This is a genomic window from Streptomyces sp. NPDC020898, assembly GCF_044333925.1.
Lineage (GTDB): Bacteria > Actinomycetota > Actinomycetes > Streptomycetales > Streptomycetaceae > Streptomyces.
This window is the reverse complement of record NZ_JBIRRV010000007.1, coordinates 444,517-456,797: the sequence shown is the minus strand read 5'-3', so window position 1 is coordinate 456,797 and position 12,281 is coordinate 444,517. Positions and strand designations below refer to the sequence as shown.

Annotated in this window: 11 protein-coding genes; 4 read left to right on the top strand and 7 right to left on the bottom strand. The window is 71.5% G+C overall.

The window, feature by feature from the left end; translation table 11 throughout:
- Position 1: 1 nt before the first annotated feature.
- The 3 genes from ACH4TV_RS24475 to ACH4TV_RS24465 form a co-directional block, all read right to left on the bottom strand.
- The gene (locus tag ACH4TV_RS24475) at positions 2-1,291 is read right to left on the bottom strand and encodes a ribonuclease D (protein WP_398401473.1); all 1,290 of its coding nucleotides are present in this window, start codon (positions 1,289-1,291) and stop codon (positions 2-4) included.
- A 140-nt stretch (positions 1,292-1,431) separates the two neighbouring features.
- A complete protein-coding gene (locus tag ACH4TV_RS24470; RefSeq protein ID WP_398401471.1) occupies positions 1,432-2,091 on the bottom strand; it encodes a LuxR C-terminal-related transcriptional regulator in 660 nt (219 codons plus the stop codon).
- A 317-nt stretch (positions 2,092-2,408) separates the two neighbouring features.
- Entirely contained in the window at positions 2,409-3,077 is a 669-nt protein-coding gene (locus tag ACH4TV_RS24465; protein WP_398401469.1) for a DUF3000 domain-containing protein, read from the bottom strand.
- Between the two features lie 130 nt (positions 3,078-3,207).
- On the opposite strand from ACH4TV_RS24465, the gene hemE reads away from it, so the two are divergent.
- Positions 3,208-4,290, top strand: coding sequence for a uroporphyrinogen decarboxylase (gene hemE / locus ACH4TV_RS24460; RefSeq protein ID WP_398401467.1), 1,083 nt, complete (start codon positions 3,208-3,210; stop codon positions 4,288-4,290).
- A gap of 18 nt (positions 4,291-4,308) precedes the next feature.
- Here hemE and ACH4TV_RS24455 read toward each other — a convergent pair whose 3' ends face one another.
- Positions 4,309-5,127: a rhomboid family intramembrane serine protease gene (locus tag ACH4TV_RS24455; protein WP_398401465.1), complete on the bottom strand. Its 819-nt coding sequence runs from the start codon at positions 5,125-5,127 to the stop codon at positions 4,309-4,311.
- Between the two features lie 133 nt (positions 5,128-5,260).
- Here ACH4TV_RS24455 and ACH4TV_RS24450 point away from each other — a divergent pair, with 133 nt between their 5' ends.
- Positions 5,261-5,584, top strand: a complete 324-nt coding sequence (locus ACH4TV_RS24450; protein ID WP_398401463.1) for a hypothetical protein — start codon at positions 5,261-5,263, stop codon at positions 5,582-5,584.
- 93 nt (positions 5,585-5,677) lie between these two features.
- Here ACH4TV_RS24450 and ACH4TV_RS24445 read toward each other — a convergent pair whose 3' ends face one another.
- Positions 5,678-7,093, bottom strand: coding sequence for an FAD-dependent oxidoreductase (locus ACH4TV_RS24445; protein ID WP_398401461.1), 1,416 nt, complete (start codon positions 7,091-7,093; stop codon positions 5,678-5,680).
- A 27-nt stretch (positions 7,094-7,120) separates the two neighbouring features.
- Positions 7,121-8,122, bottom strand: coding sequence for a DUF4349 domain-containing protein (locus tag ACH4TV_RS24440; RefSeq protein ID WP_398401459.1), 1,002 nt, complete (start codon positions 8,120-8,122; stop codon positions 7,121-7,123).
- Between the two features lie 190 nt (positions 8,123-8,312).
- Here ACH4TV_RS24440 and hemG point away from each other — a divergent pair, with 190 nt between their 5' ends.
- A complete protein-coding gene (gene hemG / locus ACH4TV_RS24435; protein ID WP_398401457.1) occupies positions 8,313-9,752 on the top strand; it encodes a protoporphyrinogen oxidase in 1,440 nt (479 codons plus the stop codon).
- A 4-nt stretch (positions 9,753-9,756) separates the two neighbouring features.
- The gene (gene hemQ / locus ACH4TV_RS24430; protein WP_398401455.1) at positions 9,757-10,488 is read left to right on the top strand and encodes a hydrogen peroxide-dependent heme synthase; all 732 of its coding nucleotides are present in this window, start codon (positions 9,757-9,759) and stop codon (positions 10,486-10,488) included.
- Positions 10,489-10,599: 111 nt separating this feature from the next.
- On the opposite strand, the gene ACH4TV_RS24425 is transcribed toward hemQ, so the two are convergent.
- Entirely contained in the window at positions 10,600-12,246 is a 1,647-nt protein-coding gene (locus tag ACH4TV_RS24425; protein ID WP_398401453.1) for an alpha/beta hydrolase, read from the bottom strand.
- Positions 12,247-12,281 lie beyond the last annotated feature (35 nt).

The following is a 12,281-nucleotide window of genomic DNA, read 5'->3' as shown; positions in this document are numbered from 1 at the left end:
CCTACGCCACCTCGGCGGACAGCGCCTCCACCAGAACCGGCGTCACCTGCTCCACCTGCCAGGCCCGAGCCCCGTACCCCGCAAGGGCGGTAGCCACGGACTCCGCGTCCACCGGAACAGGCGGCTCCCAGCAGACCCTTCGCACCGTGTCCGGAGTGATCAGATTCTCCTGAGGCATGTTCAGCTGCTCGGCCAGCGCGGAAACCCCGGCCCGCGCGGCGGACAGCCGAGCCGCGGCCACCGGGTCCTTGTCGGCCCAGGCCCGCGGCGGCGGAGGCCCGATCACAGGCTGCCCCGGCTGGGGCAACTGTGCGTCGGTCAGCGTCTTCACGCGATCCACGGCAGCCTGCCACTGCTCCAGCTGACGCCGCCCCATCCGATGCCCGAAACCGGTCAGCCCGGCCAGCGCGTGCACGTTGGCCGGCACGGCGAGCGCGGCCTCGACGATGGCCGCGTCGGACAGGACCTTGCCCGGCGACACGTCCCGGCGCTGGGCGATCCCGTCCCGGGTCTCCCACAGCTCCCGTACGACGGCGAGTTGCCGGCGCCGACGCACCTTGTGCATGCCGGACGTACGGCGCCACGGGTCCTTGCGCGGCTCGGGCGGCGGGGCCGACGCGATCGCGTCGAACTCCTGCCGGGCCCAGTCCAGCTTGCCCTGCCGGTCAAGCTCCTTCTCCAGGGCGTCCCGCAGGTCGACCAGGAGTTCGACGTCAAGCGCCGCATACCGCAGCCAGGGCTCGGGCAGCGGCCGGGTCGACCAGTCGACCGCGGAGTGGCCCTTTTCGAGTACGAAGCCCAGGACGCCCTCGACCATCGCGCCCAGGCCGACGCGGGGGAACCCGGCCAGTCGTCCGGCCAGCTCGGTGTCGAACAGGTGGGCGGGGACCATACCTATTTCACGCAGACAAGGCAGGTCCTGCGTGGCGGCGTGCAGTACCCATTCCACGCCGCCGAGCGCCTCGCCGAGGCCCGACAGGTCGGGGCAGGCGACGGGGTCGATGAGTGCGGTGCCGGCGCCCTCGCGGCGCAGCTGCACCAGATAGGCGCGCTGTCCGTAGCGGTAACCGGACGCGCGTTCGGCGTCCACGGCGACAGGGCCGCTGCCCGCGGCGAACGCGGCGATCACTTCGGCGAGCGCGTTCTCGTCGGTGACGACAGGCGGAATTCCGTCACGGGGTTCGAGGAGTGGGATGGGCGCCGGAGCCTCAGAAGATCCGTTGTCGTCCGGAGGAGCGCCTCCGGTGGTTCGCAGTGAGCTGTCTGCTGCGGTCTCTTGGGCTTCGGTCACCTGTCAAGGGTATCTGTGTATGGAAGGCGCCCGCCGACGGAACGTTCCGTCGACGGGCGCCTTGGGGTCGTAAACCGGTCACGTGTCACACGTGTCAGTGAATTCGGTCGGTGATCTCGGCCAGAAGTGGTCGTCAGTGGTCAGTGGATGATCCCGGTCCGCAGGGCCACCGCCACCATCCCGGCGCGGTCGCCCGTGCCGAGCTTGCGGGCGATACGGGCGAGGTGGCTCTTGACGGTCAGTGCGGACAGGCCCATGGAGACGCCGATCGCCTTGTTCGACTGCCCCTCCGCGACCAGTCGCAGGACCTCGACCTCGCGGCCGGACAGCTCGCGGTAGCCGCCCGGGTGGCTCGGGGCACCCGGGGGGCGGCGGTGCATACGGGCGCCGGCACCGATGGGGGCGGCGCCCGGCCGGGTGGGAAGCCCGACGTTGTTGCGGGTGCCGGTGACGACGTAACCCTTCACACCGCCCGCGAGGGCGTTGCGTACGGCTCCGATGTCGTCGGCGGCGGACAGGGCCAGGCCGTTGGGCCAGCCCGCGGCGCGGGTCTCGGACAGCAGGGTGAGCCCGCTGCCGTCGGGCAGGTGGACGTCGGCGACGCAGATGTCGCGGGGGTTGCCGATGCGGGGACGAGCCTCCGCGATGGACGAGGCCTCGATCACATCGCGTACACCGAGCGCCCATAGATGGCGGGTGACGGTGGAGCGGACGCGCGGGTCGGCCACGACCACCATGGCGGTCGGCTTGTTCGGGCGGTAGGCGACCAGGCTTGCGGGCTGCTCAAGAAGAACGGACACCAGGCCTCCTGGAGTGCGGGACGGCTACCGGCTCTGGGGGTGAAGCCGGACCAACCGTGCTTTCAAGGTCACAGAGGTCTTCGGCATCAAACCTGTGCTCCTTTAGAGAAAGATCACGATCTGGTGAGTAACAATCCGTGCAATTCGGACACGCGATCGATCATCCGAAGATCGAACGGTTTCGCTCTGCGTCGATACGCGGCCGAAAGTGGCCGTATCGACAAAGAGCTACTAAAGACGGCGTGCCGATACCGGAAACGGAAACGGTGCGGTCCCCGTACGGGGACCGCACCGTGTGCGAGAGGAGGTGGCGGGAGTCAGCGGGACTGGGGTCCCCGCCGCTGCGGGAGCGTCACGATCGACGCGTCCCCGGGGCCGGCCGGCGGCAGGCCCGCGATCTGGGCGAGCAGGTCGCACCAGGAGGCGAGGTGGGACGCCGTGTCCGGGACGCCGCCGAGGCCCTCGCGGGGCGTCCAGGAGGCACGGATCTCGATCTGGGACGCGGCCGGCCGCTCCGACATCCCGCCGAAATAGTGCGAACTCGCGCGCGTGACGGTGCCGCTCGCCTCGCCGTACGACAGTCCGCGTGCCTGGAGCGCCCCGGTCAGCCAGGACCAGCACACGTCCGGCAGCAGCGGGTCGGCGGCCATCTCGGGCTCCAGCTCGGCGCGGACCAGCGTCACCAGCCGGAAGGAGCCCTGCCAGGCGTCGTGCCCGGCCGGGTCGTGCAGCAGGACGAGCCGGCCGTCGGCCAGATCCTCCTCGCCGTCGACGACCGCCGCCTCCAGGGCGTACGCGAACGGCGCCAGGCGCTGGGGCGCCCGCGTCGGCTCGATCTCGATCTGCGGCCTCAGCCGCGCGGACCGCAATGCGTCGACGGCAGCCCGGAAGGGCAACGGAGCCGCCTCCCCCGCATTCCGGTCCCCCTCCTTCGCGTCGTCCATTCCGCCAGCGCCGTCCGACAGTCGTCCCTGAGCCGCAGCCATGCCGGGAAGATTAAGGGGAACGGAGCCTTCGTGCGGGGAGGAACACCCGTGGGACGGACCACAGTCCCGGCCGCGGCCCTCAGTGGGGCTGTTCGCGGGAGTGTCAGCGGGGCGTGCGAGACTTTGGGTCGTGAGCGCGAACCAGAGCCCCGCAGGCGACCAGCAGTCAGCGACTACGCCCGACGCAGTGAAGGATTCCGCCTTCCTGAAGGCGTGCAGACGCGAGCCGGTGCCGCACACCCCCGTGTGGTTCATGCGGCAGGCCGGGCGCTCCCTGCCCGAGTACCGCAAGGTCCGCGCGGGCATCCCGATGCTCGAGTCCTGCACCCGGCCCGAGCTGGTCACCGAGATCACGCTCCAGCCGGTGCGCCGGCACAACGTGGACGCGGCGATCTACTTCAGCGACATCGTCGTCCCGCTCAAGGCCATCGGCGTCGACCTCGACATCAAGCCCGGCGTCGGCCCGGTCGTCGAGAAGCCGATCCGCACCCGCGCGGACCTCGCCCAGCTCCGCGACCTCACCCCCGAGGACGTCGGTTACGTCACCGAGGCCATCGGCCTGCTCACCCGCGAGCTCGGCTCGACCCCGCTCATCGGCTTCGCCGGCGCGCCCTTCACCCTCGCGAGCTACCTCGTCGAGGGCGGCCCGTCGCGGACGTACGAGAACGCCAAGGCGATCATGTACGGCGACCCGCAGCTCTGGGCCGACCTCCTCGACCGCCTCGCCGACATCACGGCCGCCTTCCTCAAGGTCCAGATCGAGGCGGGTGCCGCCGCCGTCCAGCTGTTCGACTCCTGGGCCGGCGCCCTCGCCCCGGCCGACTACCGCCGCTCGGTGCTCCCCGCCTCCCAGAAGGTCTTCAAGGCCGTCGAGGGGTACGGCGTGCCGCGCATCCACTTCGGCGTCGGCACCGGCGAACTGCTCGCCCCCATGAGCGAGGCCGGTGTGGACGTCATGGGCGTCGACTGGCGCGTCCCGCTCGACGAGGCCGCCCGTCGCGTCGGCCACGGCAAGGCACTCCAGGGCAACCTCGACCCGACGGTTCTGTTCGCCTCCACCGAGGCCGTCGAGGCCAAGACCCGGGAAGTCCTCGACTCGGCGAAGGGCCTGGAGGGCCACATCTTCAACCTCGGCCACGGCGTCATGCCGGACACACCCCCGGACGCCCTGACGCGGCTCGTGGAGTACGTCCACACGAACACCGCCCGCTGAGTCACGGGCCGGCGCCCGTCACCACGTATGCCGTGCCTGCCTGCCCCACAGCAGGCGGCCCGGCTCGGGCGGCGGCGGGGTGCCTGCCCTGAGCGGCCAGGCGAGCACCATGCCCGCGAGGAAGCCGACGATGTGCGCCGCGTACGCCACGGTGCCGGCCTCGGAGACGCCCTCGCCGGACGAGTACACCGCCTGCAGCACGAACCAGAAGCCCAGCACCAGCCAGGCCGGCAGCCGCAGCGGCAGGAAGACCAGGAACGGAACGAGGACCCACACCCTGGCCTTCGGGAACAGCACCAGATAGGCGCCCAGGACACCGGCGATCGCCCCCGAGGCGCCGATCAAGGGGTCGCCCGAGCCGGCGTTGAGAAGCGCGAAGCCGTACGACGCCGCGTAGCCGCAGACGACGTAGAAGAGCGCGTAGCGCACGTGACCGAGGCGGTCCTCGATGTTGTTGCCGAAGATCAGCAGGAACAGCATGTTGCCCAGCAGGTGCAGCCAGCCGCCGTGCAGGAACAACGCCGTGAACACGGACAGGGCGGGCGACTTGTCGTAGGCGGGCGGGCCGAGCACGCAGCCCGGTCCGCCGGAGCCGAGCCCGACGTCGCCTGTCGGCACCAGACGGGGCATCTGGTGGTGGATCAGTTCCTGGGGCACGGCGGCGTAGTGGTCCAGGAAGGCCTGGAGGTGGCACAGCTGTGCCAGACCGCTCTCGCCCGTCACCGAGCCCGTGGTGCCGGGCATGGAGAGGAACACGAGGACGTTGGCGGCGATCAGCGCGTACGTGACCCAAGGGGTGCGGCTTGCGGGGTTCACGTCATGGACGGGGATGACCACAAGGAAGTAGTGCCCCCGATGCGCCCCGTGAACCGGTGAACCGGTGAACGCGGCTGTGCGTGTGTCCGTATCTGTCCTCAACGTCCGTGGCACGGTGAAGGCGGGTCGCGGGGACGACGTGAGGAACAGGCGAATGAACGACCGAGTTACTCCTCCGATGCAGGCTCTGCCGAACGGAGAGGCCGAACTGGCCCTGGTGGTCCACCTGCCCTGGGAGGACGTGGCCCGGCTCGGCCAGGAGGCGGGGCGGCTGGCCACGCAGATGCAGCGGCCGGTGTCGCTCGACGAGGCGGTGAGTCATCGGTTGCGGTCGAGTGGGTTGGGTGCGCACGCGAAGCCGGCAGCGGCGCAGGCGCCGCCGTCTGTGGCGGCTTCGGCATCTGTGTCTTCGTTGCCTTCTCGGCCGCCGGGGGAGCAGGCTCGGCAGGCTATTGATCGGATCAATGGGACGGCGTAGCGCCATAGGGGGTGCGGTTGGTTGCCGGGTGCGGGCCGTGTGTGGCTTGTCGCGCAGTTCCCCGCGCCCCTGGGTGGGTGACCTGTGCGCCTCTTAGAAAGCTCCCTTGCGTACCGCCGTGGCTGCTTTTCTTGCCGCTACCAGTACTGGGTCCCAGACGGGGGAAAATGGTGGGGCATAGCCCAGGTCCAGGGCAGTCATCTGTTCCACCGTCATGCCTGCTGTGAGGGCTACTGCCGCGATGTCGACTCGTTTTGCCGCGCCCTCGCGGCCGACGATCTGGACGCCGAGGAGGCGGCCTGTGCGGTGTTCGGCGAGCATTTTGACCGTCATCAGGGCCGCGCCGGGGTAGTAGCCCGCGCGGCTCGTCGACTCGATGGTGACCGTTTCGAAGCGGAGGCCGGCGCGGTGGGCGTCCTTCTCGCGCAGGCCGGTGCGGGCGATCTCCAGGTCGCAGACCTTGCTCACGGCGGTGCCGACCACCCCGGGGAAGGTGGCGTAGTCGCCGCCGACGTTCGCGCCGATGACCTGGCCGTGCTTGTTGGCGTGCGTGCCCAGGGCGATGTGCCGTTCCCGGCCGGAGACGAGGTCCAGGACCTCGACACAGTCGCCGCCCGCCCAGATGGTCTCGTGGCCGCGCACCCGCATCGCCAGGTCGGTGAGGAGGCCGCCGTGGTCGCCCACGGGGAGCCCCGCCGTCCGTGCGAGCGTCGTCTCGGGGTGGACGCCGATGCCCAGCACGACCACGTCCGCCGGGTACTCGGCGTCCTCCGTGGCGATCGCGCGCACCCGGCCGTCGTCGCCCGTGAGGACCTTGGTGACCTCGGCGTCGTTCACCATGGTGATGCCCAGCCCCTCCATGGCCCGGTGCACCAGGCGGCCCATGTCCGGGTCGAGCGTGGACATCGGTTCCTGGCCGCGGTTGACGACCGTCACCTCGTAACCGCGGTTGATGAGCGCCTCGGCCATCTCCACACCGATGTAGCCCGCGCCGACCACCACCGCACGCCGGCCCTTGGTGCCGGCCAGGGTGTCCAGGAGCGCCTGGCCGTCGTCCAGGGTCTGCACGCCGTGCACCCCGGGAGCGTCCACACCCGGCAGCGGTGGGCGGATGGGGCGGGCACCCGTGGCGATCACCAGTTTGTCGTACGACGTCCATGACTCGGCGCCCGTCTCCAGGTCACGGGCGCGTACCCGGCCGCCTTGGACGTCGATCTCCGTGACCTCCGTACGCATCCGCAGGTCGATGTCGCGGGACCGGTGCTCCTCGGGCGTACGGGCGATGAGCTGGTCCCGTTCGGAGACGTCGCCGCCCACCCAGTAGGGGATGCCGCAAGCCGAGTACGAGGTGAAGTGCCCGCGTTCGAAGGCCACGATCTCCAGCTCGTCGGGGCCCTTGAGACGGCGCGCCTGCGACGCGGCGGACATGCCCGCCGCGTCGCCGCCGATCACGACCAGACGCTCGGTCCCACGGTTCGTGTCCCTCGTACGGCCATCGCTCATGCTCATACGAACACGCTACGGGGGCCCGGCATTTCAGTCCTGTTCCGGGCCCTTCGACTGCGCCGGGCGAACCGGCGGAAAGGAGGTCATCGGTTCCGGGCCCGTGACCGTCGCCGGGGCGTGGCCCGATCGGCGGTTGCGGGCGAGACGCAGCCAGACGAACACCAGCAGGGCCGCCAGCGCCGCGAACGGGAGTACCGCGGCGATCGCCACCAGGATCCAGTGCAGTGTCGCCACGAACGCGTTCCAGCCACCCGAGAGGGCGTCCAGGAAGCCCGGGTCGTCGTCCTCGCCGGACGCGTTCACCGGGTTCTCGGACAGGGAGAGGTTGATCGTGGCCAGGGTCGTGCGGTCCTTGAGGGAGGACTGACGGGCGAGCAGCGACTCCAGGTCGGCCTGACGGCTGCTCAACTCGCCCTCCAGGGTGACCACGTCGGAGAGTTTGGTGGCCTTGTCCATCAGCTCACGGATGCGGTTGACGCTGGCACGCTGTGTCGTGATGCGGCTCTCCACATCGACGACCTCTTCGGTGACGTCCTTCGCCTGCGCCTCCCGGTGCAGAAGCTTGCCCGTGCCCTCCAGGTCGGCGAGGACCTGTTCGTACTCGGCGACGGGCACGCGCAGGACGACGTCGGTGGTCTCGCTGCCCTCCTCCTCGCCCAGGGTCGTCGTCTCGCTGCCGACGAAACCGCCCGCGTTCTCCGTGGTGGTGCGGACCTTGGCCAGGGCCTTCCGTACGTCCTTGACCTGCACGGAGACGGAGACGGTGCGGATGATGTGTGGACCGGTGGCCGCCTGGGGCGCCTTACTCGCCTTGGCGCCCGGTTTACTCTCCGCCGCGGCCTGGTCCTCCAGGGCGCCCGGAGCGGCCTTCTCGGCAGAGCCGGCCGAGTCGCCGGCCGTGCTGGAGTCGCCGGCGCCCATGCTGCAGCCGGTGAGTGCGAGTGCCGCGGCGAGGAGCAGGCCCGACAGGGCCTGAACAGGTCGTACGGAGCGTGGTGCAGGGTGGGTACGGCGTGTGCGCAGGGTGTTCATCTGGCGGATTCCCCCCGAGGGCTGTCGCTGGGCCGTCCTCGTGGACGACTGACGCTCCTTCGACGCCCGAGGGGGCCAGGACGTTGGGCGGTTACGGTCCCGATGAGGTCACGGTCAGGACTCGCGCCGGACACCGCCCCCGTGCACAGGCGGTGCGGGGAGTGTCAGTGGGTTCTGAGAAGGTGGTGGCATGAGCGCAGTGGAGGCCCGTGCGGGGGCCGGACATGTCGTCGTCATCGGGGGCGGGATCGCGGGACTGGCCGCCGCCCACCGGTTGCTGGACCGGGGTGTGCGGGTCACGGTCCTGGAGGCCTCGGACCGCGTCGGCGGCAAGCTGCTGCCCGGCGAGATCGCGGGCGCGCGGGTCGACCTCGGCGCCGAGTCGATGCTCGCCCGCAGACCGGAAGCCGTCGCGCTCGCCCGCGAGGTGGGCCTCGACGACCGACTCCAGCCGCCCGCCACCTCGACGGCCTCGATCTGGACCCGGGGCGCGCTGCGCCCCTTTCCCAAGGGGCACGTCATGGGTGTCCCCGGCAGCGCCTCGGCGCTGGCCGGCGTCGTCTCGGACGAGGGGCTGGCCCGTATCGAGCGCGACGCCGACCTGCCGCGCACCGAGGTCGGGGACGACGTGGCGGTGGGGGAGTTCGTCGCCGCGCGCCTCGGCCGCGAGGTCGTCGACCGGCTGGTGGAGCCGCTGCTCGGCGGTGTGTACGCGGGCGACGCGTACCGCATCTCGATGCGCTCGGCCGTGCCCCAGCTCTTCGAGGTGGCCAAGAAGCACGCGTCACTGACGGAGGGCGTGCGGGGCATCCAGGCCCGGATGGCCGCCGCCCCCCAGCAGGGCGGCCCGGTCTTCATGGGCATCCGGGGTGGCGTGGGCCAACTGCCGCTCGCCGTCGCGGAGTCGGTGCGCGCGCGGGGCGGCGAGATCGTCACCGGGGCGCCCGTGACGGAGCTGCGCAGGGCGGCCGGGACATCGGCGGCGTGGCGGGTCGTCGCCGGGGAGCGGGTGCTCGACGCCGACGGGGTGGTCGTCGCCGTACCGACCCCGGTGGCCGCGGGCCTCCTCCGCGCCGAGGCACCGGCCGCCGCGGCCGAGCTCGCGGGCGTGGAGTACGCCTCGATGGCCCTGATCACCCTGGCCTACCGCCGCGCCGACGCCCGCCTGCCCGAGGGCAGCGGTTTCCTCGTCCCGCCGGTCGACGGACGCACCATCAAGGCGTCGACGTTCGCCTCCCAGAAGTGGGGCTGGATCGCCGACGAGAACCCGGACCTGCTGGTCCTGCGGACCTCCGTGGGGCGATACGCCGAGACAGAGATCCTCCAGCGCCCCGACGCGGACCTGGTCGACGTCTCGCGCCACGACCTCAAGGAGGCGACCGGACTGACGGCGGCCCCCGTCGAGACCCGCGTCACCCGCTGGGACGACGGCCTGCCCCAGTACCCCGTCGGCCATTACGCGCGCGTGGACCGCATCCGCGAGCACATCGCCAAGCTCCCGGGCCTCGCCGTGTGCGGCGCGGCGTACGACGGGGTCGGTATCCCGGCGTGCATCGCGAGCGCCTATGCCGCCGTCGACGCCCTGGAAGCCAACCCGGTGCCGAGCGCGCCCGACGGAGCGGGAGAATAGGCGCATGAGTGACGACGCCCCCACCACCGACGCGGCCCGCATCCCGAACAAGGGCAAGCTGGCCAAGGACCTCAACGAGGTCATCCGCTACACCCTGTGGTCCGTCTTCAAGCTGAAGGACGTCCTGCCCGAGGACCGCACGGGCTACGCCGACGAGGTCCAGGAGCTCTTCGACCAGCTCGCCGCGAAGGACGTCACCGTCCGCGGCACGTACGACGTGTCGGGGCTGCGCGCCGACGCCGACCTGATGGTCTGGTGGCACGCCGAGACCGCCGACCAGCTCCAGGAGGCGTACAACCTCTTCCGCCGCACGAAGCTGGGCCGCGCCCTGGAGCCGGTGTGGTCGAACATGGCGCTGCACCGCCCCGCCGAGTTCAACCGCTCGCACATCCCGGCGTTCCTGGCCGACGAGACGCCCCGGAACTACATCAGCGTCTACCCGTTCGTGCGCTCCTACGACTGGTACCTGCTGCCCGACGAGGACCGCCGCCGCATGCTCGCCGACCACGGCAAGATGGCCCGCGGTTTCCCGGACGTGCGCGCCAACACGGTCGCCTCGTTCTCCCTCGGCGACTACGAATGGCTGCTGGCCTTCGAGGCCGACGAGCTGTACCGCATCGTCGACCTCATGCGCCACCTGCGGGCCTCGGAGGCGCGCATGCACGTCCGCGAAGAGGTGCCGTTCTACACGGGGCGCCGGAAGACGGTGGCTGAGCTTGTCGAGGGTCTCGCCTGACCGGAGGCGGTGCTCTGTGGGCGGCCGGGGGTCCGGGGGTTGGCCCCCGGGAGATGCAGCACGGGGCGGCGTAGGGACATAGGTGAGCTGCTCGCCTGACGAGGGTCCCTTTCACGCGCCCTGGGCGGCCTTCTCCTTGTGTTCCTTCTGGGACCGGCCGGCCGGGGCCGTGGGCTGCGGCTCCGGATGCGGGGCGCACTCCGCGCTCCGCTCCGGCAGGCGGCCCGTCAGCAGATACGCGTCCAGGTGGCCGTTGACGCAACGGTTGGGGCCGCCGCCGATGCCGTGGGTGCCCGCGCCCCGCTCGGTCACCAGGGCGGAGCCGGGCAGTCGGCGCCGCAGTTCGAGCGCGCCGGCGTACGGCGTCGCCGCGTCCCGTTCGGCCGCCAGGATCAGCACCGGGGGAAGCTCACCGGGCCCGGTGCGTACGTCGAGGGGCGTCTGCCGGGGCGCCGGCCAGTAGGCGCACGGCAGGTTCATCCACACGTTGTCCCAGGTCTCGAAGGGCGCCGTGCGCGCGAGCCGCGTGTTGTCGCGGTCCCAGACGCGCCAACTCGTCGGCCAGGACGCGTCGTTGCATTCGACGGCCGTGTAGACCGCGTTGCCGTTCTCCGACTCGACCGCCGCCTCCGTCACCGGCGACGCCTGCTGGATCAGCGGCTGCGGATCGCCCTTGAGGTAGGCGGACAGCGCGTGCGCGCGGTGCGGCCAGTAGTCGTCGTAGTAGCCGGCCTGGAGGAACGCGCCCTGCAGCTGGCCCGGTCCCACCTCCCCGCCGGCCGGCTCGGCGGCGAGCTGTGCCGCGGCCTTGTCGTAGCTCCGTAGGACGGCCTCGGGCGTAGCACCCAGGTCGTACACGTCGTCGTGCCGTGCCACCCACGCCCGGAAGTCCGCCCAGCGGCGCTCGAACGCGGCCGACTGGTCGAGGTTGCTGCGGTACCAGATCCCGCCGGGGTCCGGGTTCACCGCCGAGTCGAACACCATCCGCCGCACATGGGAGGGGAACAGCGTCGCGTACAGCGCCCCGAAGTAGGTGCCGTACGACGCGCCCATGAAGGTCAGCCGGTCCTCGCCGAGCGCGGCGCGCAGGACGTCCAGATCACGGGCGTTGTTGAGGGAGTGGTAGTGGCGCAGGGCGCTGCCCGAGCGCTCGGCGCACCCGCGCGCGTACGCCTTCGCCTCGGCGACGCGCTCCCGCTTGTACGACTCCGAGGGGTGCGTCGGTGCCTGCGTCGGCCCCTTGAAGAACCGCTTCGGGTCCTTGCAGGACAGCGGCGCCGACCGGCCCACCCCGCGCGGGGCGTACCCGACCAGGTCGTACGCCCCCGCGATGCGCTTCCACTCCGGGAGGACGCCGATCAGCGGGAAGAACATGCCGGAGGCGCCGGGGCCGCCCGGGTTGTAGACGAGGGAGCCCTGGCGCGGCACCTTGTGCTTGGGGTTGCGCGGATCCTTGCCGGTCGCCTCCGCCCGGCTGACGGTGAGCTTGATCTGCTCGCCGTCGGGGCGCGCGTAGTCGAGCGGCACGGTGACGGTGCCGCAGCGCAGGCTGTCCGGCAGGTCCTCCTCCGCCGCGCACTCCCCGAAGCGGATTCCGGCCATCTCGGCCCGCGCGGCGGCCAGTACGGAGCCCCGGAACTCGGGCGAGCCGGGACCGCCCTGACGGTCGGGCAGGCCCGGGGCGCTGTCCGCCGGGGCGGCGGCCAGGGTGGTCAGCAGCAAGGACCCCGCAGCCGAGTAGAGGGCGGCAGCTCGCATGGCGTATCCCTTCGGTGGCAACAGAAGGGATGTTT

What these genes read in the sequence shown, in the direction of transcription:
- hemQ (WP_398401455.1), top strand. Translation starts at nt 9,757, where the DNA reads ATGAGTGACGACGCCCCCACCACCGACGCGGCCCGCATCCCGAACAAG.
- ACH4TV_RS24445 (WP_398401461.1), bottom strand. Translation starts at nt 7,093, where the DNA reads ATGAGCATGAGCGATGGCCGTACGAGGGACACGAACCGTGGGACCGAG.
- ACH4TV_RS24465 (WP_398401469.1), bottom strand. Translation starts at nt 3,077, where the DNA reads ATGGCTGCGGCTCAGGGACGACTGTCGGACGGCGCTGGCGGAATGGAC.
- ACH4TV_RS24450 (WP_398401463.1), top strand. Translation starts at nt 5,261, where the DNA reads ATGAACGACCGAGTTACTCCTCCGATGCAGGCTCTGCCGAACGGAGAG.
- ACH4TV_RS24425 (WP_398401453.1), bottom strand. Translation starts at nt 12,246, where the DNA reads ATGCGAGCTGCCGCCCTCTACTCGGCTGCGGGGTCCTTGCTGCTGACC.
- ACH4TV_RS24440 (WP_398401459.1), bottom strand. Translation starts at nt 8,122, where the DNA reads ATGAACACCCTGCGCACACGCCGTACCCACCCTGCACCACGCTCCGTA.
- hemG (WP_398401457.1), top strand. Translation starts at nt 8,313, where the DNA reads ATGAGCGCAGTGGAGGCCCGTGCGGGGGCCGGACATGTCGTCGTCATC.